The organism is Rhizobium sp. Root1203, from assembly GCF_001424945.1.
GTDB lineage: Bacteria > Pseudomonadota > Alphaproteobacteria > Rhizobiales > Rhizobiaceae > Rhizobium.
The window spans coordinates 377,006-389,758 of record NZ_LMCW01000012.1; the positions used below are offsets into that span (position 1 = coordinate 377,006).

A 12,753-nucleotide genomic window follows, 5' to 3' on the forward strand; every position below is an offset into this window, starting at 1 on the left:
CCATCCACGAGCATTCGTCGGGAACACTGGCGCGCCTTAGAAAAGGCTGTGCTTCCCATTGAATTTCTTAATGTCTTCGTTTTCACGGCGAAGAGCCGCGACGGTGGAAGCCACAGATAGGATAAACATTGTGCTGATAAGGGCAGTAAGCAGAGTCAAGATCGTGAACATATGCAATCCTCCAGGATTTTGCGTTCACGCCCCTCAGTATTGGCTCATGACGGCTGCGCGGGCCGACGCATAAGGGCCATACACCTTGGACGCATCAACTTTCTGATCGTAAAGCGCGACAGTGGCTGCAAGCATACCGGTCATCATTACCATCCAGACTGCATTAATCATGGTAATCTTATTTGGCATATTATCATCCTTGTGGCGCGTATCGCGTTACGCTTCGGTTGAAAGAACGCATCCGTTTGGAAATGGTTCCGCTGGTATTGAGATGTCGTTTACCAATGCGCATCTGAAGCCTCTTTGAATGCCGCGTTCATCTGGCGTTCAGACTTCTTAATCGGTTTAAATGCCACTCTGCCGGTCGCCCTGACGATCGCATGGTGCTCCCTGATATCCGAACGCACCCACGAGGCTTCGCGGATTTCCTGCACGCAGGCATAGAAAAATTCGGCGACCAGCGAGACCGCGATTGCAAAGGCGACAAGAATGATCAGCATGGGAATTCCGAGAGGAACCGAAACCGGAAGGGCATCGGCGAGGTTGACGCTCTTTGATATAAGCACGGCAGCTGAAGCGGCCTTGAATGCATCATTCATCCGCCGTTCAGTCGTGGGCAAATGACTTGCGGGAAGCCTTTATCCGTGACAAAAGGCGTCGAAACAAACGGCCGGGCTATGACGACAGCTTTTTATCCCGGGTCCTTCGACCCAATCACGAACGGACATGTGGACGTACTCGTCCAGGCGCTGAACGTCGCATCCAAGGTGATTGTCGCTATCGGCATTCATCCGGGAAAGACGCCGCTTTTCTCTTTCGAGGAAAAAGCAGACCTGATCCGAAAATCGCTCGCGGAAACACTGCCCGAGCGAACTGGGGATATCTCGGTCGTGGCGTTCGATAATCTGGTGGTCGATGCAGCGCGCGCGCATGGTGCGATCCTCCTGATCCGTGGCCTGCGCGACGGCACCGATCTCGATTACGAAATGCAGATGGCGGGTATGAACCGGCAGATGGCACCCGATATTCAGACTGTCTTTCTGCCAGCGGGAACTGCCTCGCGGCCCATAACCGCCACATTGGTCCGCCAAATCGCGGCGATGGGAGGCGATGTCAGCGCTTTTGTACCTGCCGTCGTCTTGAAAGCCCTTCAATCCAAGCGCAAATCCTAGGCGTCTTATTTCGCAGCAACGGAGCCTCACATGAAACTCTTCTATCTCGCATTTGCCGGTGTGCTTTATCTTGCTTCGTTTGCCGGCGACGCATTTGCGCAATCGGGCGATCACACGCTGACCATCCAGCTGAAAGACGGTCCGGTTGTTATCGAATTGGCGCCTGATGTTGCTCCGAAGCACGTCGCCCAGATCGAAGCGCTCGCAAAGAAGGGTGCATACGATAACGTCGCCTTCCACCGCGTGATCGAAGGCTTCATGGCACAGACGGGTGACGTCCAGTACGGCAACATGGAAAAGGGCTTCGATGCGAGCCTTGCCGGTACCGGCGGCTCCGACATGCCGAACATCCCGGCCGAGTTCTCCAAGACGCCTTTCGAACGCGGTACGGTGGGCATGGCCCGCTCGCAGGATCCGAACTCCGCCAATTCGCAATTCTTCATCATGTTTGCTGACGGCGCCTTCCTGAACGGACAGTACACGGTCGTCGGCAAGGTCGTTTCCGGCATGGAGAATGTCGACAAGATCAAGCGCGGCAAGGGCCAGAACGGCGAAGTCACCGACCCCGACCGTATGGTCAAGGTCACCGTCGGCAAGAAGTAAGTTTCAAGACAAATAGGAGAAGAAGAATGGCCGAGATCAAGGATCCCGAAAACACCATCATCCTGGAAACCACAAAGGGCAACGTTGTCATCCAACTGCTGCCTGAGGTCGCGCCGGAGCACGTCGCCCGCATTAAGGAACTCGCCCGCGAGAAGGCCTATGACGGCGTCGTCTTCCATCGCGTGATCAACGACTTCATGGCCCAGACCGGCGACGTGAAGTTCGGTAAGAAGGGCGGCGAAAGCTTCAACCCTGGCCGCGCCGGCATGGGCGGGTCCGAGAAGCCTGATCTGAAGGCCGAATTCTCTGCGATCAGCCATGTCAGAGGCACCTGCTCGATGGCGCGTTCGCAAAACCCGAACTCCGCCAACTCTCAGTTCTTTATCTGCTTCACGGATTCTCCGTGGCTGAACAAGCAGTACTCCGTCTGGGGCCAGGTCATCGAAGGCATGGACAACGTGGACAAGATCAAGAAAGGCGAGCCGGTCACCGATCCGGATTCGATCGTCTCGATGCGGGTTGCCGCCGACGTCTAATCGTGATTTCTGCTGAAACCCGCCCTTGCGCCAACGGCGCGGGGCGGGTTTCACTTTGCCTGGAACTGCCCTATGCGCGTTGACCTTTTCGATTTCGATCTGCCGGATGAACTGATTGCGCTGCGGCCTGCCGAGCCGCGCGACAGTGCGCGCCTGCTCGTCGTCAATCCTCAGTCCGAAACGGTTCTGGCCGACCACCACGTTGGCGATCTGCCATCGTTTCTGCGGGCAGGGGATGCGCTCGTTTTCAACGATACGAAAGTCATTCCCGCGCAACTCGAGGGCATTCGCAATCGCGAGGGTGCCGGCGGACAGCAGGTTTCGGCGACGCTGCACATGCGCATGGGTGCCAGCCGCTGGAAGGCCTTTGCCAGGCCCGGCAAGCGCATCAAGATCGGCGACCGCATATCGTTCGGTCACGACGGCTCGAGCTGCCTGCTTGGAAAGCTGGAATGCACGGTCGAGGAGAAGGGCGATGGCGGTGAGGTGACGCTTGCTTTCGACCTTTCCGGACCGGCGCTCGATGAAGCCATACATTCGGTCGGCCATATTCCACTACCGCCATACATCGCGGCAAAGCGTGCCGAAGACGAGCGCGATCGCGCGGATTACCAGACCATCTACGCCCGCGAAGAGGGCGCGGTGGCCGCTCCCACTGCCGGACTGCATTTCACTCCAAAGCTCTTCGAGGCGCTCGACCGAGCCGGCGTCGAAAAACACTTCGTGACGCTGCATGTCGGCGCCGGAACTTTCCTGCCGGTCAAGGCCGACGACACCGACGACCACAAGATGCATCTTGAAAGTGGCTATGTCAGCGGCGAAACGGCCGCCAAGCTGAATGCCGTCAAGGCGAGAGGCGGGCGGATCGTCTGCGTCGGCACCACTTCGCTCAGGCTGATCGAGAGCGCGGCCCAGGACACCGGCGAAATCCGCGGATGGGCCGGCGCCACCGGCATCTTCATCACGCCCGGCTACCGCTTCAAGGCGGTCGATATCCTGATGACGAATTTCCACCTGCCGCGCTCGACACTGTTCATGCTGGTTTCGGCATTTTCCGGCGTCGAGACGATGCGCGCGGCTTACAACCACGCGATTTCCACGGGCTACCGCTTCTACTCCTATGGCGACGCGAGCCTTATTTTGCGGAAAGACACATGACCGAAAACTTCCAGTTCACCCTCAAGAAGACGGACGCCGGCGCGCGTCTTGGCGAAGTTTCAATGCCGCGCGGTGCGATCCGCACGCCCGCCTTCATGCCGGTCGGCACGGTGGGTACGGTCAAGGCGATGTACCTCGATCAGGTCCGCGAAAGCGGGGCCGATATCATCCTCGGCAACACCTACCACCTGATGCTTCGCCCGACAGCGGAGCGCGTTGCACGTCTTGGCGGACTTCACAAGCTGATCCGTTGGGAACACCCGATCCTGACCGATTCCGGGGGCTTTCAGGTCATGTCGCTGTCCGGTCTGCGCAAGCTCGACGAGCAAGGCGTGACATTCAAATCGCATGTCGACGGCAGCCTGCATCACATGTCTCCGGAACGCTCGATCGAGATCCAGGGCCTGCTCGGTTCCGACATCCAGATGCAACTCGACGAGTGCGTAGCACTTCCCGCAGAGCCTCGCGAGATCGAACGTGCGATGGAAATGTCATTGCGCTGGGCCGAACGCTGCAAGGTCGCCTTTGGCATCCAGCCGGGCAAGGCGATGTTCGGCATCGTTCAGGGCGGCGATATTCCGGCGCTCCGCGTCCGTTCCGCCCAGGCGCTGACCGAGCTCGACCTCAAGGGCTATGCCGTTGGCGGACTGGCTGTCGGCGAACCACAGGCGGTGATGCTGAAGATACTTGAAGAGACGCTTCCCGTCCTGCCGACAGAGAAACCACGCTATCTCATGGGCGTTGGTACGCCAGATGATATTCTGAAGTCGGTCGCCCGCGGTATCGACATGTTCGACTGCGTGATGCCGACTCGCTCCGGCCGGCATGGTCTGGCTTTCACCCGCCGCGGCAAGGTCAATATTCGCAATGCCCGCCACGCCGAAGATATGCGTCCGCTCGACGAGCAGTCGAATTGCGCGGCGTCGCGCGACTATTCGCGCGCCTATCTGCACCATCTGGTCCGTTCGAACGAAGCACTTGGCGGCATGCTGCTGTCCTGGAACAACCTAGCCTACTATCAGGAGTTGATGCAGGGAATCAGAAAAGCGATCACGGAAGGCCGGTTCGCCGACTTCATGGCGGAGACGCAGGAAGAATGGGCGAGGGGTGATCTCGAGCCGGTCTGAACCAGGGCCGTGTACGACTTTACACGTTCGTCTAGATCCCCTTGCTGTCGGTATTCGGAACGATCTGGACGCCGCTGATCTTGTAGCTGCCGTCGGGTTGGCGCGCGATCTGGTAGATCGCGGTCCAGTCCTTGCCGTCGCGCCCGGTGATCAGCACCTCATGATAGATCATTGCACCGTTGTCGATAGACCGGCTGCGTCCGAACGCGTAGTTCCCCGGATGATAGACCGGCTGATAGCTCTTCTTGACCATTGCGAAGAACACGTCCTTGTCGGGATAGAGCGCCTTCAGGCCGGGCGCCGCGTAGGCGTAGGCCGCCCCGGCGTCGTCATGCAGGAATGCCTTAATTTGCTCATCGATCATGGTGCGCGTCATGTCGATCGGATCTTCGGCACGCGCGGTTGGAATGGAGAGAAGGCAAGAAGCACACAGGACTAGAACTGCGAGGAAAGCGCGCATGGACGTAGCTCCAACTTCTGTAAGAAGTGTAGGGCTTTTTACGCGCAAGGAAAGACTCCGGATCAGGCGCGGACCCCTCCGAATATCCGCGCCAGCAGCAGTCCGGTTGCGAGGACGCCGGCTGCGACAAAGATCGTGTCTCCCGGCGTGCCGATATAGAGAGGGCCGATATTGGCAAAGAGCAGGAAAGCAATCAGGAAATTGATCCACCCCCAGATCACATTGACCTGCGGCGAACTCAGCCTTTCCGAGGCCGAGCGGGCAAACGGCGTCGGAAACGGCCGGCCGCTGGCACCGTTGACGAAATGAGGAATGCCGTTCGTCATGAATGCGGCTGCAACAAAATGGACGATGTAAGCAATCCAGGGCATCCGCGTCTCCAGGGGCAGGACGCGCAACAGCATGTTACGCTACGTCACAATCCAGATCCCGCGCGATCAACGCTTCGCTGCAACCTATTGTTCCCAATGGAAAAGAATTCCGCCTTCCGGCGCCTATTATCGCCCGCACAGGGGGCTGTTCGTTCTCGACTTCGGGAGTGCTGTCACCCGGGCCTGCTGGAGCTGGCTTTTCCGGTTGCGGTCACCCTGTTTATCGACAAGGGCGGCGCGGCCACTGCGGGACCAAGGCTTCCAAGATTGCGCGGCCGCGTCTATGGCCGCGCCCGGGCCGCCTACAGGAGATAGCTGACCGGTTCGTGACTGACAGGGTGCGGGAAAACACCCATTTCGACGCCGAAGACTGACTTCAGCACGTCGGCCCGTACGATATCCCTCGGCGTCCCGCGCGCCAAAATGGCGCCACCGTCCAGCGCAACGATTTCGTCGCAGTAGCGCGCGGCCAGATTGATATCGTGAAGGACCACCACGATCGTCAGGTCCCGCTCGTGGCATAGTTCGCGCAGAAGGGAGAGGACGCCCGCCTGATGTGCAAGGTCGAGTGCAGAGGTCGGTTCGTCCAGCAGCAGGCAACGCGCATTCTGCGCCAGCATCATGGCGATCCACGCCCTCTGCCGCTCGCCGCCCGACATATTTGCGACAAGACGGTCGGCGAACTTTTCAAGCTCGGTTCGCCGGATGGCCTCGTCGACCATGTCGCGGTCAGCTCGGGTAAATCGTCCCAGCGTGCCGTGCCAGGGAAAACGACCGAGCGCCACAAGCTCGCGGACCGTCATGCCATCCGTTGTCGACGTGAATTGCGGCATATAGGCAACCTGGCGCGCAAAGGCTCTCCCGCGCCATGATGAGGCGGCTTGTCCCTGTACCTCGATAGTGCCCGACGTGGGTTCGATCTGGCGCGCAACGATCTTGAGCAGCGTGCTCTTGCCGGAACCATTCTGCCCGACAAGCCCATAGATCCGCCCCGCGTCCAGCGTCAGGTCGATGCCGGAAAGAATGCGTCTCTTGCCTGCATCATACTGGATTTGCGACATCGTCAGGAATGGTGGGGACATCTACGGCACCTCCGGTTGGCACTGGATAAAATGTTGGGAACATGGACTGTCCAATGCTCCTGCAAAAGTTTACTATACTTGTCAACTTAGATGCCATGCAGCAAGTCGATCGTGCTGCTGCAGAAGTGGGCTATCTGATGGAAGGGCCTCTTTTCTTCTTCGCATATTGCGCCACATAGTCGTCGTTGCCGCTCAATTCTCTCATGACCGATCATCCGTCCAGTCACACTCATTCAAGTCGAAACGATGCCGCTTAGCCAAACGCCGCCCTCAAGTGCCATCCGGACTCTCCTTCATACGGCGGACTGGACGCGATCACCCCTCGGGGACCCTGCGGGCTGGAGCCCAACGCTGCGTGCCTCCTTCGACCTGATGATCAATGCCCCTGTTCAGATCGTCATGTTCTGGGGGAAGGGGTATGTCGCCCTTTACAACGACACCTACATGCCGACGATCGGCGACAAGCATCCCCGCGCATTCGGACGTCCGGCAGAAGAGAATTGGGCCGAGCTGTGGGACGACCTCAAGCCTTTGCTCGATCAGGTTTGGGAACAGGGCGAACCGGTCCTTGCAAAGGATCGGCCTTTCTCCATTACCCGCCACGGCCATCCGGAAACGGTTACCTTCGATATTTCCTATTCGGCGGTTCACGAGCACGATGGCAAGGTCGCGGGCGTCATCTGCATCGTCGAGGAGACCACGGATCGGACCAACTACGAGCGTCGTCTGCGCGAAAGCGAAGAGCGGCTCAAGGCCATAACCAACTCCATTGATCAGATGATCTGGTCGACGCGTCCGGACGGCTATCACGACTACTACAATGATCGATGGTACGAATATACCGGTGTTCCCCATGGCTCCACGGACGGCGAGTCATGGAACGGAATGTTTCATCCGGACGACCAGGGGAGGGCGTGGAGCAGCTGGAGACACAGCCTCGCGACCGGAGAGCCGTACCAGGTCGAATACCGTCTCAGGCACCGTTCGGGAAATTACCGGTGGGTCATCGGCAGGGCGCACGCCGTTGTGGACGCAGAGGGTAAGATTACAAGATGGTATGGAAGCTGTACGGATATTCACGAAATGAAGACCGCCGAGATCCAGCGATCTGCCGTCATCGAATTACAGGAGCAAATCAGGGAACTAGACAATCCTGACGAAATCGCATTCGCAGCTGCCCGGACGCTCGGAATGCTGCTGGAAGCCAGCAGGGCGGGCTACGGGACCATAGACCTAGAAACCGAGACCGTCACGATTGCCAAGGATTGGACGGCTGACGGCATAAAATCGCTGCGCGGGGTCGTCCGTTTGCGAGATTATGGAACATTTATCGACGACCTGAAGCGTGGCGAGACTGTTGTATTCACAGATGCGGAGAGGGACAGTCGAACGCAAGGAAAAATCCATGCTCTACGCGAGGCAAGCGCGCTCTCAATTGTCAACATTCCAATCAGGGAGCGCAACGGGCTCGTGGCAATGCTGTTCATCAACAATGCGACGCCCCGCGAATGGTTGGCCGAGGAGCTTCGATTCATCCGGGAGGTAGCCGAGCGAACACGGCAGGCCGTGGAGCGAAGGCGCGCCGAAACCGAGCTCAAACAGCTGACGGTTTCGCTCGAGCAGCAGGTCGACGCGCGAACGGCTGACCTCTTGAAAGCCGAGGCACAGCTTCGACAATCGCAAAAGATGGAAGCAATCGGTCAGCTTACCGGTGGGATTGCGCACGATTTCAACAACAATCTTGCGGTCATTATGGGCGGCCTCAACCTTCTGAAGCGAAGGCTGGAGCGCGGCGAAACCGATGTCGAACGCTTCATATCGGGTGCGATGGAAGGCGCGCAGCGAGCAGCGTCGCTCACGCAGCGCTTGCTTGCCTTTTCCCGTCAGCAGCCGCTATCGCCGGAAACCGTCGACAGCAACAGGATGCTGATGGGGATGAGCGAGCTTTTGCGCCGCACGCTCGGAGAACATATCCGCGTCGAAACCGTCCTCGCGGCGGGTCTCTGGAAGGTGCGGGCCGACGTTGCGCAGCTCGAAAACGCAATGCTCAATCTTGCCGTCAACGCCCGTGACGCCATGTCTGACGGCGGCAAGCTCACCATCGAAACGGCAAACACCCATGTCGATGAGGCTTATGGCCGCGAGTATGACCTCACGACAGGGCAGTACGTCATGATCGCCATCAGCGACACGGGAACCGGAATGAGCAGAGAGGTTGCGGCAAAAGCATTTGATCCGTTCTTTACGACGAAGGGGGTTGGAAAGGGAACCGGTCTTGGACTCAGCCAGGTGTTCGGCTTTGTTCGCCAGACAGGCGGTCACATCAAGATCTATTCGGAAGTGGGCGTCGGCACGACCATCAAGATCTATCTGCCGCGTCTCTACGGCGATGCCGCCACCGTCGATCATGCCAGAAGTACCCAACAGGAGGTGCCGCGGGGCGGCGCCGAAACCATTCTGCTTGTCGAGGACGAAGAACGCGTGCGAAAATTCACCGAGGAGGCCCTGGTCGACCTCGGGTATGATGTCACCAGTGCCGGCGGCGGCCCCGAAGCTCTGCAGCTGCTGGAGAGCGGAAGGACTTTCGATCTGCTGCTGACCGATATCGTCATGCCCGATATGAACGGTCGAAAGCTCGCCGATCTCGCGCGGCGGCATGTACCAAGCATAAAGGTGATCTACGCGACCGGATATACCCGCAACGCAGTCGTTCACAACGGCATGCTCGATCCCGGAACGAACCTGCTGCAAAAGCCGTTCAGTCTCGATCAACTCGCGAGGAAAGTCAGAACGGTGCTGGACGGCCCACCATGAGCGGAAGGAAAAGGCACTTCATCCTTGAATCCACCCCGCTCCATGAGATGTCAAAGCTGGTTAGATGGGCGACGCTGTCAGCCAGTTAGAAACGCGACACTTGCGCTTCGGATTAGCCGCCGATCCGACCGGCTGGGCCGGGTTGCAAGGGAGGAGCGGGGGCGGGTGAGGAACATCCCTTCGGCTTTAGCTTTGAGACTTTGCGTGCCCCATTTATTCCGCTGCCTCCATCCGTGCCAGCGCCTTCTGCCTTTTTGCGATGACCTCCGGATCATTCATGAAGTCCGTCCGCCGGCCAGGCTTGCGGCCACGCTTCTGATAACCATTGCCCTGGCTGCCATCGGGAATACCGAACAGATGATCCGTCTGGCCGGTGCGGCGAGGGCCGCTCTTGCTGCGCTGCTGTTCCCGCCCAGCCTGCAGCTCGGCGACGATGGAAAGCATGTCGTCGAGACGCTTGTTCTCGACAACCTCTGCCCGGTGGACCGACCGCAGTGTATCGAAGGTTCTGTAGGGGAGGGTGAAGCTCTCGTGCATGATCTCGAGGCGGCCGTCCGGGTAGTCGCAGACAACGACCTTCTTTCCCGCCAGCCCTTTGGCCCGCTCCGTCGGATCAAGAATGAACAGCACCTTGTCGTAGCGCAGCGTCAGCGACTGCGACAGCGTGCGGACCTCCTTCCGGCACATGGCGCCGTCAAGGTTCTCATGATCGGCCAGTGGCCGATGCATATCCTTCGGGTTGCGTGGCGGTTTGCCAAAACGGGAATTAAAATCCGCAATGAATTCTGATGCATAAGCGTTGGCCGCCTCGATCGTATCGATGCCACGAAGCCGCAATTCCTTGACCAACCGGTCCTGCAGCGTCTGATTGGCGCGTTCTACGCGGCCTTGCCTGCGGGGTATTGGCGCAGATGATGTCGATGTTCAGCTCATAAAGCGCACGACCAAACTGCGTCAGACCGCTCGTCCGGTCTTTCTCCGACGCATGCGTGCTACGGAAAACCCCATGCTTGTCACTGTAGAAGGCCAGAGGTTTGCCCATTGCTGCAGATAAGCCTTCGTCGCATGCAGATAGTCGAACGTGTTCTCTGACCCAGCGAACCGCAGCTGCAGCAACTTGCCGGTGGCGTCATCGATATAGACAAGCAGGGCGCATTTGGGACCACGGTTCTCGAACCACCGGTGATGCGATCCATCGATCTGAACCAGCTCCCCGAAACAGTCGCGCCGGCCGCGCGGCTGGAAAACCCGCTTCTTGCGCTCACGCCGCGAGATCCAGATGCCGGCCTCCGTCATCCATTGCCGCAGCGTCTCCTTGGCGACCGAAATATGATGCAGTTCGATCAGCTTCTCGCGAGCCAGCGTCGGACCGAAATCAAGATAGCGCTCGCGGATCAGATCCAGCGCCGCATTGCGAAACTCCTCGCTGTGGCGCCGATTGCTTGGTCTCGATCGCTTCTTCGAAACCAGCCCGGCTGCACCGGAATGGTCATAGGCCTGCAGCAGCCTGTGAACCTGACTTCGGCTGAGCCCAAGCAACTCGGCGGCCTGGACGACGCTCAGGCGCTGATCACGGATCTTCTGAATAACTTCGAAGCGATGCAACTCTTTCTGCGACATGGTGATTAAACAGGACATGACGACTCCGACCGCTCATGGTCTCGACCAAGCTGAAGGTCGTCATCCTTGCTCCCAACGTTGGCATTGACCAGCGCGTCGAGAGGCGAGACTGTCGCATCTCTAACCGGCCCAACTGTCGCATTACTAAATAGCCTGCTGGTTCCAGATCGAATGCAACGCAGTTCAGCAGCCTACCTGAGGGTGCCCTCCAAAGCCAATAGATGCTGGCTGAAGATCTCGGTCGGCGTCTGANTGCTGGTTCCAGATCGAATGCAACGCAGTTCAGCAGCCTACCTGAGGGTGCCCTCCAAAGCCAATAGATGCTGGCTGAAGATCTCGGTCGGCGTCTGAAACCCCAGGCACTTGCGCGGCGTGTCGTTAAGCCGGTCGCACAGGGTGCGGATGTCCTCGTTGGTCACATCTAGTACAATTGTCTCCGGCGGCAGATAGCGCCGGACGCGCTTGTTGGTGTTCTCGACCGTGCCTTTCTGCCAAGGCGCTTGCGGGTCACAGAACCAGGCTGTTGTTCCCATGCCATTCTCCAGTTCGCGCCATGAGACGAATTCAAGCCCCCGGTCGAATGTCAGGCTTTGTCGGGCTTGCGCGGGCAGGGGTGCCAGATGACGGATCAACTGGTTCATGATCGGCTTCGATCGCCTGTCATTGTTACGGAACAGAACGGTGTATCGGCTCTTGCGTTCGACGACGGTGGCGATGTTGGCGGAGCCGTGCTCCTTCCTGAAGATCATCAGGTCCGCTTCCCAGTGGCCAAATTCGCTGCGGGAATTGACGGCTTCAGGCCTGTTTCGAATGGCGCATTCCATTGGAAAGACGAGACTTCTGGGCTTGCGCGCATATCTCGGGCGCCGTTTCCTGCGCCGCTCCGGCAAGTGCCGAGCCAGTTGCTGATCCCGGCCTTCCTGGGAGTAGACATACTGATAGATCGTCTCATGGCTCAATCTGGAAGACGAGCCGCTGGCAAGCCTCAGTCGCCCGGAAATCTGTTCCGGCGACCAGCCGTCCTTCAGGCGATCGATCACGGCGGCGCACAGGTGTGGATCGCGCAACAGCTTGCGATACCGCCGGCGGCGATCGTTAGCCATCTCCTGCGCCGTCACATGCCAGTAGCCTTGGGCGAGTGAAACTTCACGATCGTGCCAGAAATTCCGACGCAATTCACGGCTGATCGTCGACCGGTCTCGGCGCAGCGTCCGTGCGATCTCCGCCTGACTGATCTTCTTCTCATGCATCCGCGCGATGACGCGACGTTCGTCCATACTCAACTGCACAAAAGAGCGGGCCATTCCATCCTCCTGAAATCATGGCCAATATTGTCTCTGTTGCATTTGAAAATGGAATCCACCCGCGAGATGCGGATGCTGGTCACCGACACGCTGATCTTCTTCTCATGCATCCGCGCGATGACGCGACGTTCGTCCATACTCAACTGCACAAAAGAGCGGGCCATTCCATCCTCCTGAAATCATGGCCAATATTGTCTCTGTTGCATTTGAAAATGGAATCCACCGCCCTTACATGGCAAGATCGGATAAGATAGATTATGGAACCAACATGCAGCTTTGTAACTGCTGGTGAGATCGCGTCGCCGGATATGCGGCTCAGCGAGTGCCTTGAGCAC

The 12,753-nt window shown here is 58.6% G+C and carries 13 protein-coding genes and 1 pseudogene; 6 read left to right on the forward strand and 8 right to left on the reverse strand.

What is annotated here, in order from left to right; genetic code table 11:
- Nucleotides 1–204 precede the first annotated feature (204 nt).
- Nucleotides 205–360: a hypothetical protein gene (locus ASC97_RS34635; RefSeq protein WP_200959461.1), complete on the reverse strand. Its 156-nt coding sequence runs from the start codon at nt 358–360 to the stop codon at nt 205–207.
- Between the two features lie 89 nt (nt 361–449).
- The gene (locus ASC97_RS12340; protein ID WP_082529977.1) at nt 450–770 is read right to left on the reverse strand and encodes a hypothetical protein; all 321 of its coding nucleotides are present in this window, start codon (nt 768–770) and stop codon (nt 450–452) included.
- Between the two features lie 78 nt (nt 771–848).
- On the opposite strand from ASC97_RS12340, the gene coaD reads away from it, so the two are divergent.
- The 5 genes from coaD to tgt all read left to right on the forward strand — a co-directional run bounded on the left by coaD (nt 849) and on the right by tgt (nt 4,767).
- Nucleotides 849–1,343, forward strand: a complete 495-nt coding sequence (gene coaD / locus ASC97_RS12345; protein ID WP_057469338.1) for a pantetheine-phosphate adenylyltransferase — start codon at nt 849–851, stop codon at nt 1,341–1,343.
- A gap of 30 nt (nt 1,344–1,373) precedes the next feature.
- On the forward strand, nt 1,374–1,946 hold the full coding sequence (locus ASC97_RS12350) for a peptidylprolyl isomerase (RefSeq protein ID WP_057468627.1): 573 nt from the start codon (nt 1,374–1,376) through the stop codon (nt 1,944–1,946).
- A gap of 26 nt (nt 1,947–1,972) precedes the next feature.
- Entirely contained in the window at nt 1,973–2,482 is a 510-nt protein-coding gene (locus tag ASC97_RS12355) for a peptidylprolyl isomerase (RefSeq protein ID WP_057468628.1), read from the forward strand.
- A gap of 72 nt (nt 2,483–2,554) precedes the next feature.
- Nucleotides 2,555–3,640: a tRNA preQ1(34) S-adenosylmethionine ribosyltransferase-isomerase QueA gene (gene queA, locus ASC97_RS12360; protein ID WP_057468629.1), complete on the forward strand. Its 1,086-nt coding sequence runs from the start codon at nt 2,555–2,557 to the stop codon at nt 3,638–3,640.
- Nucleotides 3,637–4,767 carry a tRNA guanosine(34) transglycosylase Tgt gene (tgt, locus tag ASC97_RS12365; protein WP_057468630.1) on the forward strand — a complete coding sequence of 377 codons (1,131 nt, stop codon included), beginning with the start codon at nt 3,637–3,639 and terminating at the stop codon, nt 4,765–4,767. Before queA ends, tgt begins: the two co-directional genes overlap by 4 nt.
- A 31-nt stretch (nt 4,768–4,798) precedes the next feature.
- On the opposite strand, the gene ASC97_RS12370 is transcribed toward tgt, so the two are convergent.
- From ASC97_RS12370 to ASC97_RS12380, 3 genes are all read right to left on the reverse strand, one after another.
- On the reverse strand, nt 4,799–5,227 hold the full coding sequence (locus ASC97_RS12370; RefSeq protein ID WP_057468631.1) for a DUF4864 domain-containing protein: 429 nt from the start codon (nt 5,225–5,227) through the stop codon (nt 4,799–4,801).
- 62 nt (nt 5,228–5,289) lie between these two features.
- The gene (locus ASC97_RS12375) at nt 5,290–5,598 is read right to left on the reverse strand and encodes a hypothetical protein (RefSeq protein WP_057468632.1); all 309 of its coding nucleotides are present in this window, start codon (nt 5,596–5,598) and stop codon (nt 5,290–5,292) included.
- A 302-nt stretch (nt 5,599–5,900) separates the two neighbouring features.
- The gene (locus tag ASC97_RS12380; protein WP_057468633.1) at nt 5,901–6,680 is read right to left on the reverse strand and encodes an ABC transporter ATP-binding protein; all 780 of its coding nucleotides are present in this window, start codon (nt 6,678–6,680) and stop codon (nt 5,901–5,903) included.
- 246 nt (nt 6,681–6,926) lie between these two features.
- Between ASC97_RS12380 and ASC97_RS12385 the strand changes: the two genes are divergently transcribed.
- Nucleotides 6,927–9,494, forward strand: coding sequence for a PAS domain-containing protein (locus ASC97_RS12385; protein ID WP_082529978.1), 2,568 nt, complete (start codon nt 6,927–6,929; stop codon nt 9,492–9,494).
- Between the two features lie 213 nt (nt 9,495–9,707).
- Here the strand turns inward: ASC97_RS12385 and ASC97_RS12390 are convergent.
- The 3 genes and pseudogenes from ASC97_RS12390 to ASC97_RS12400 form a co-directional block, all read right to left on the reverse strand.
- Nucleotides 9,708–11,132, reverse strand: a pseudogene (locus tag ASC97_RS12390) (ISNCY family transposase).
- A 272-nt stretch (nt 11,133–11,404) separates the two neighbouring features.
- Nucleotides 11,405–12,418: an IS30 family transposase gene (locus ASC97_RS12395; protein WP_057468635.1), complete on the reverse strand. Its 1,014-nt coding sequence runs from the start codon at nt 12,416–12,418 to the stop codon at nt 11,405–11,407.
- Nucleotides 12,394–12,582, reverse strand: a complete 189-nt coding sequence (locus tag ASC97_RS12400; protein ID WP_057468636.1) for a hypothetical protein — start codon at nt 12,580–12,582, stop codon at nt 12,394–12,396. The genes ASC97_RS12395 and ASC97_RS12400 overlap by 25 nt, the downstream gene beginning before the upstream one ends.
- Between the last annotated feature and the right edge of the window lie 171 nt (nt 12,583–12,753).

Excerpts from the sequence above, each read along its gene's own strand:
- queA (WP_057468629.1), top strand. The coding sequence starts at position 2,555 with ATGCGCGTTGACCTTTTCGATTTCGATCTGCCGGATGAACTGATTGCG.
- ASC97_RS12395 (WP_057468635.1), bottom strand. The coding sequence starts at position 12,418 with ATGGCCCGCTCTTTTGTGCAGTTGAGTATGGACGAACGTCGCGTCATC.
- coaD (WP_057469338.1), top strand. The coding sequence starts at position 849 with ATGACGACAGCTTTTTATCCCGGGTCCTTCGACCCAATCACGAACGGA.
- ASC97_RS34635 (WP_200959461.1), bottom strand. The coding sequence starts at position 360 with ATGCCAAATAAGATTACCATGATTAATGCAGTCTGGATGGTAATGATG.
- ASC97_RS12375 (WP_057468632.1), bottom strand. The coding sequence starts at position 5,598 with ATGCCCTGGATTGCTTACATCGTCCATTTTGTTGCAGCCGCATTCATG.
- ASC97_RS12370 (WP_057468631.1), bottom strand. The coding sequence starts at position 5,227 with ATGCGCGCTTTCCTCGCAGTTCTAGTCCTGTGTGCTTCTTGCCTTCTC.
- ASC97_RS12355 (WP_057468628.1), top strand. The coding sequence starts at position 1,973 with ATGGCCGAGATCAAGGATCCCGAAAACACCATCATCCTGGAAACCACA.
- ASC97_RS12385 (WP_082529978.1), top strand. The coding sequence starts at position 6,927 with ATGCCGCTTAGCCAAACGCCGCCCTCAAGTGCCATCCGGACTCTCCTT.
- tgt (WP_057468630.1), top strand. The coding sequence starts at position 3,637 with ATGACCGAAAACTTCCAGTTCACCCTCAAGAAGACGGACGCCGGCGCG.
- ASC97_RS12400 (WP_057468636.1), bottom strand. The coding sequence starts at position 12,582 with ATGGCCCGCTCTTTTGTGCAGTTGAGTATGGACGAACGTCGCGTCATC.
- ASC97_RS12340 (WP_082529977.1), bottom strand. The coding sequence starts at position 770 with ATGAATGATGCATTCAAGGCCGCTTCAGCTGCCGTGCTTATATCAAAG.
- ASC97_RS12380 (WP_057468633.1), bottom strand. The coding sequence starts at position 6,680 with ATGTCCCCACCATTCCTGACGATGTCGCAAATCCAGTATGATGCAGGC.
- ASC97_RS12350 (WP_057468627.1), top strand. The coding sequence starts at position 1,374 with ATGAAACTCTTCTATCTCGCATTTGCCGGTGTGCTTTATCTTGCTTCG.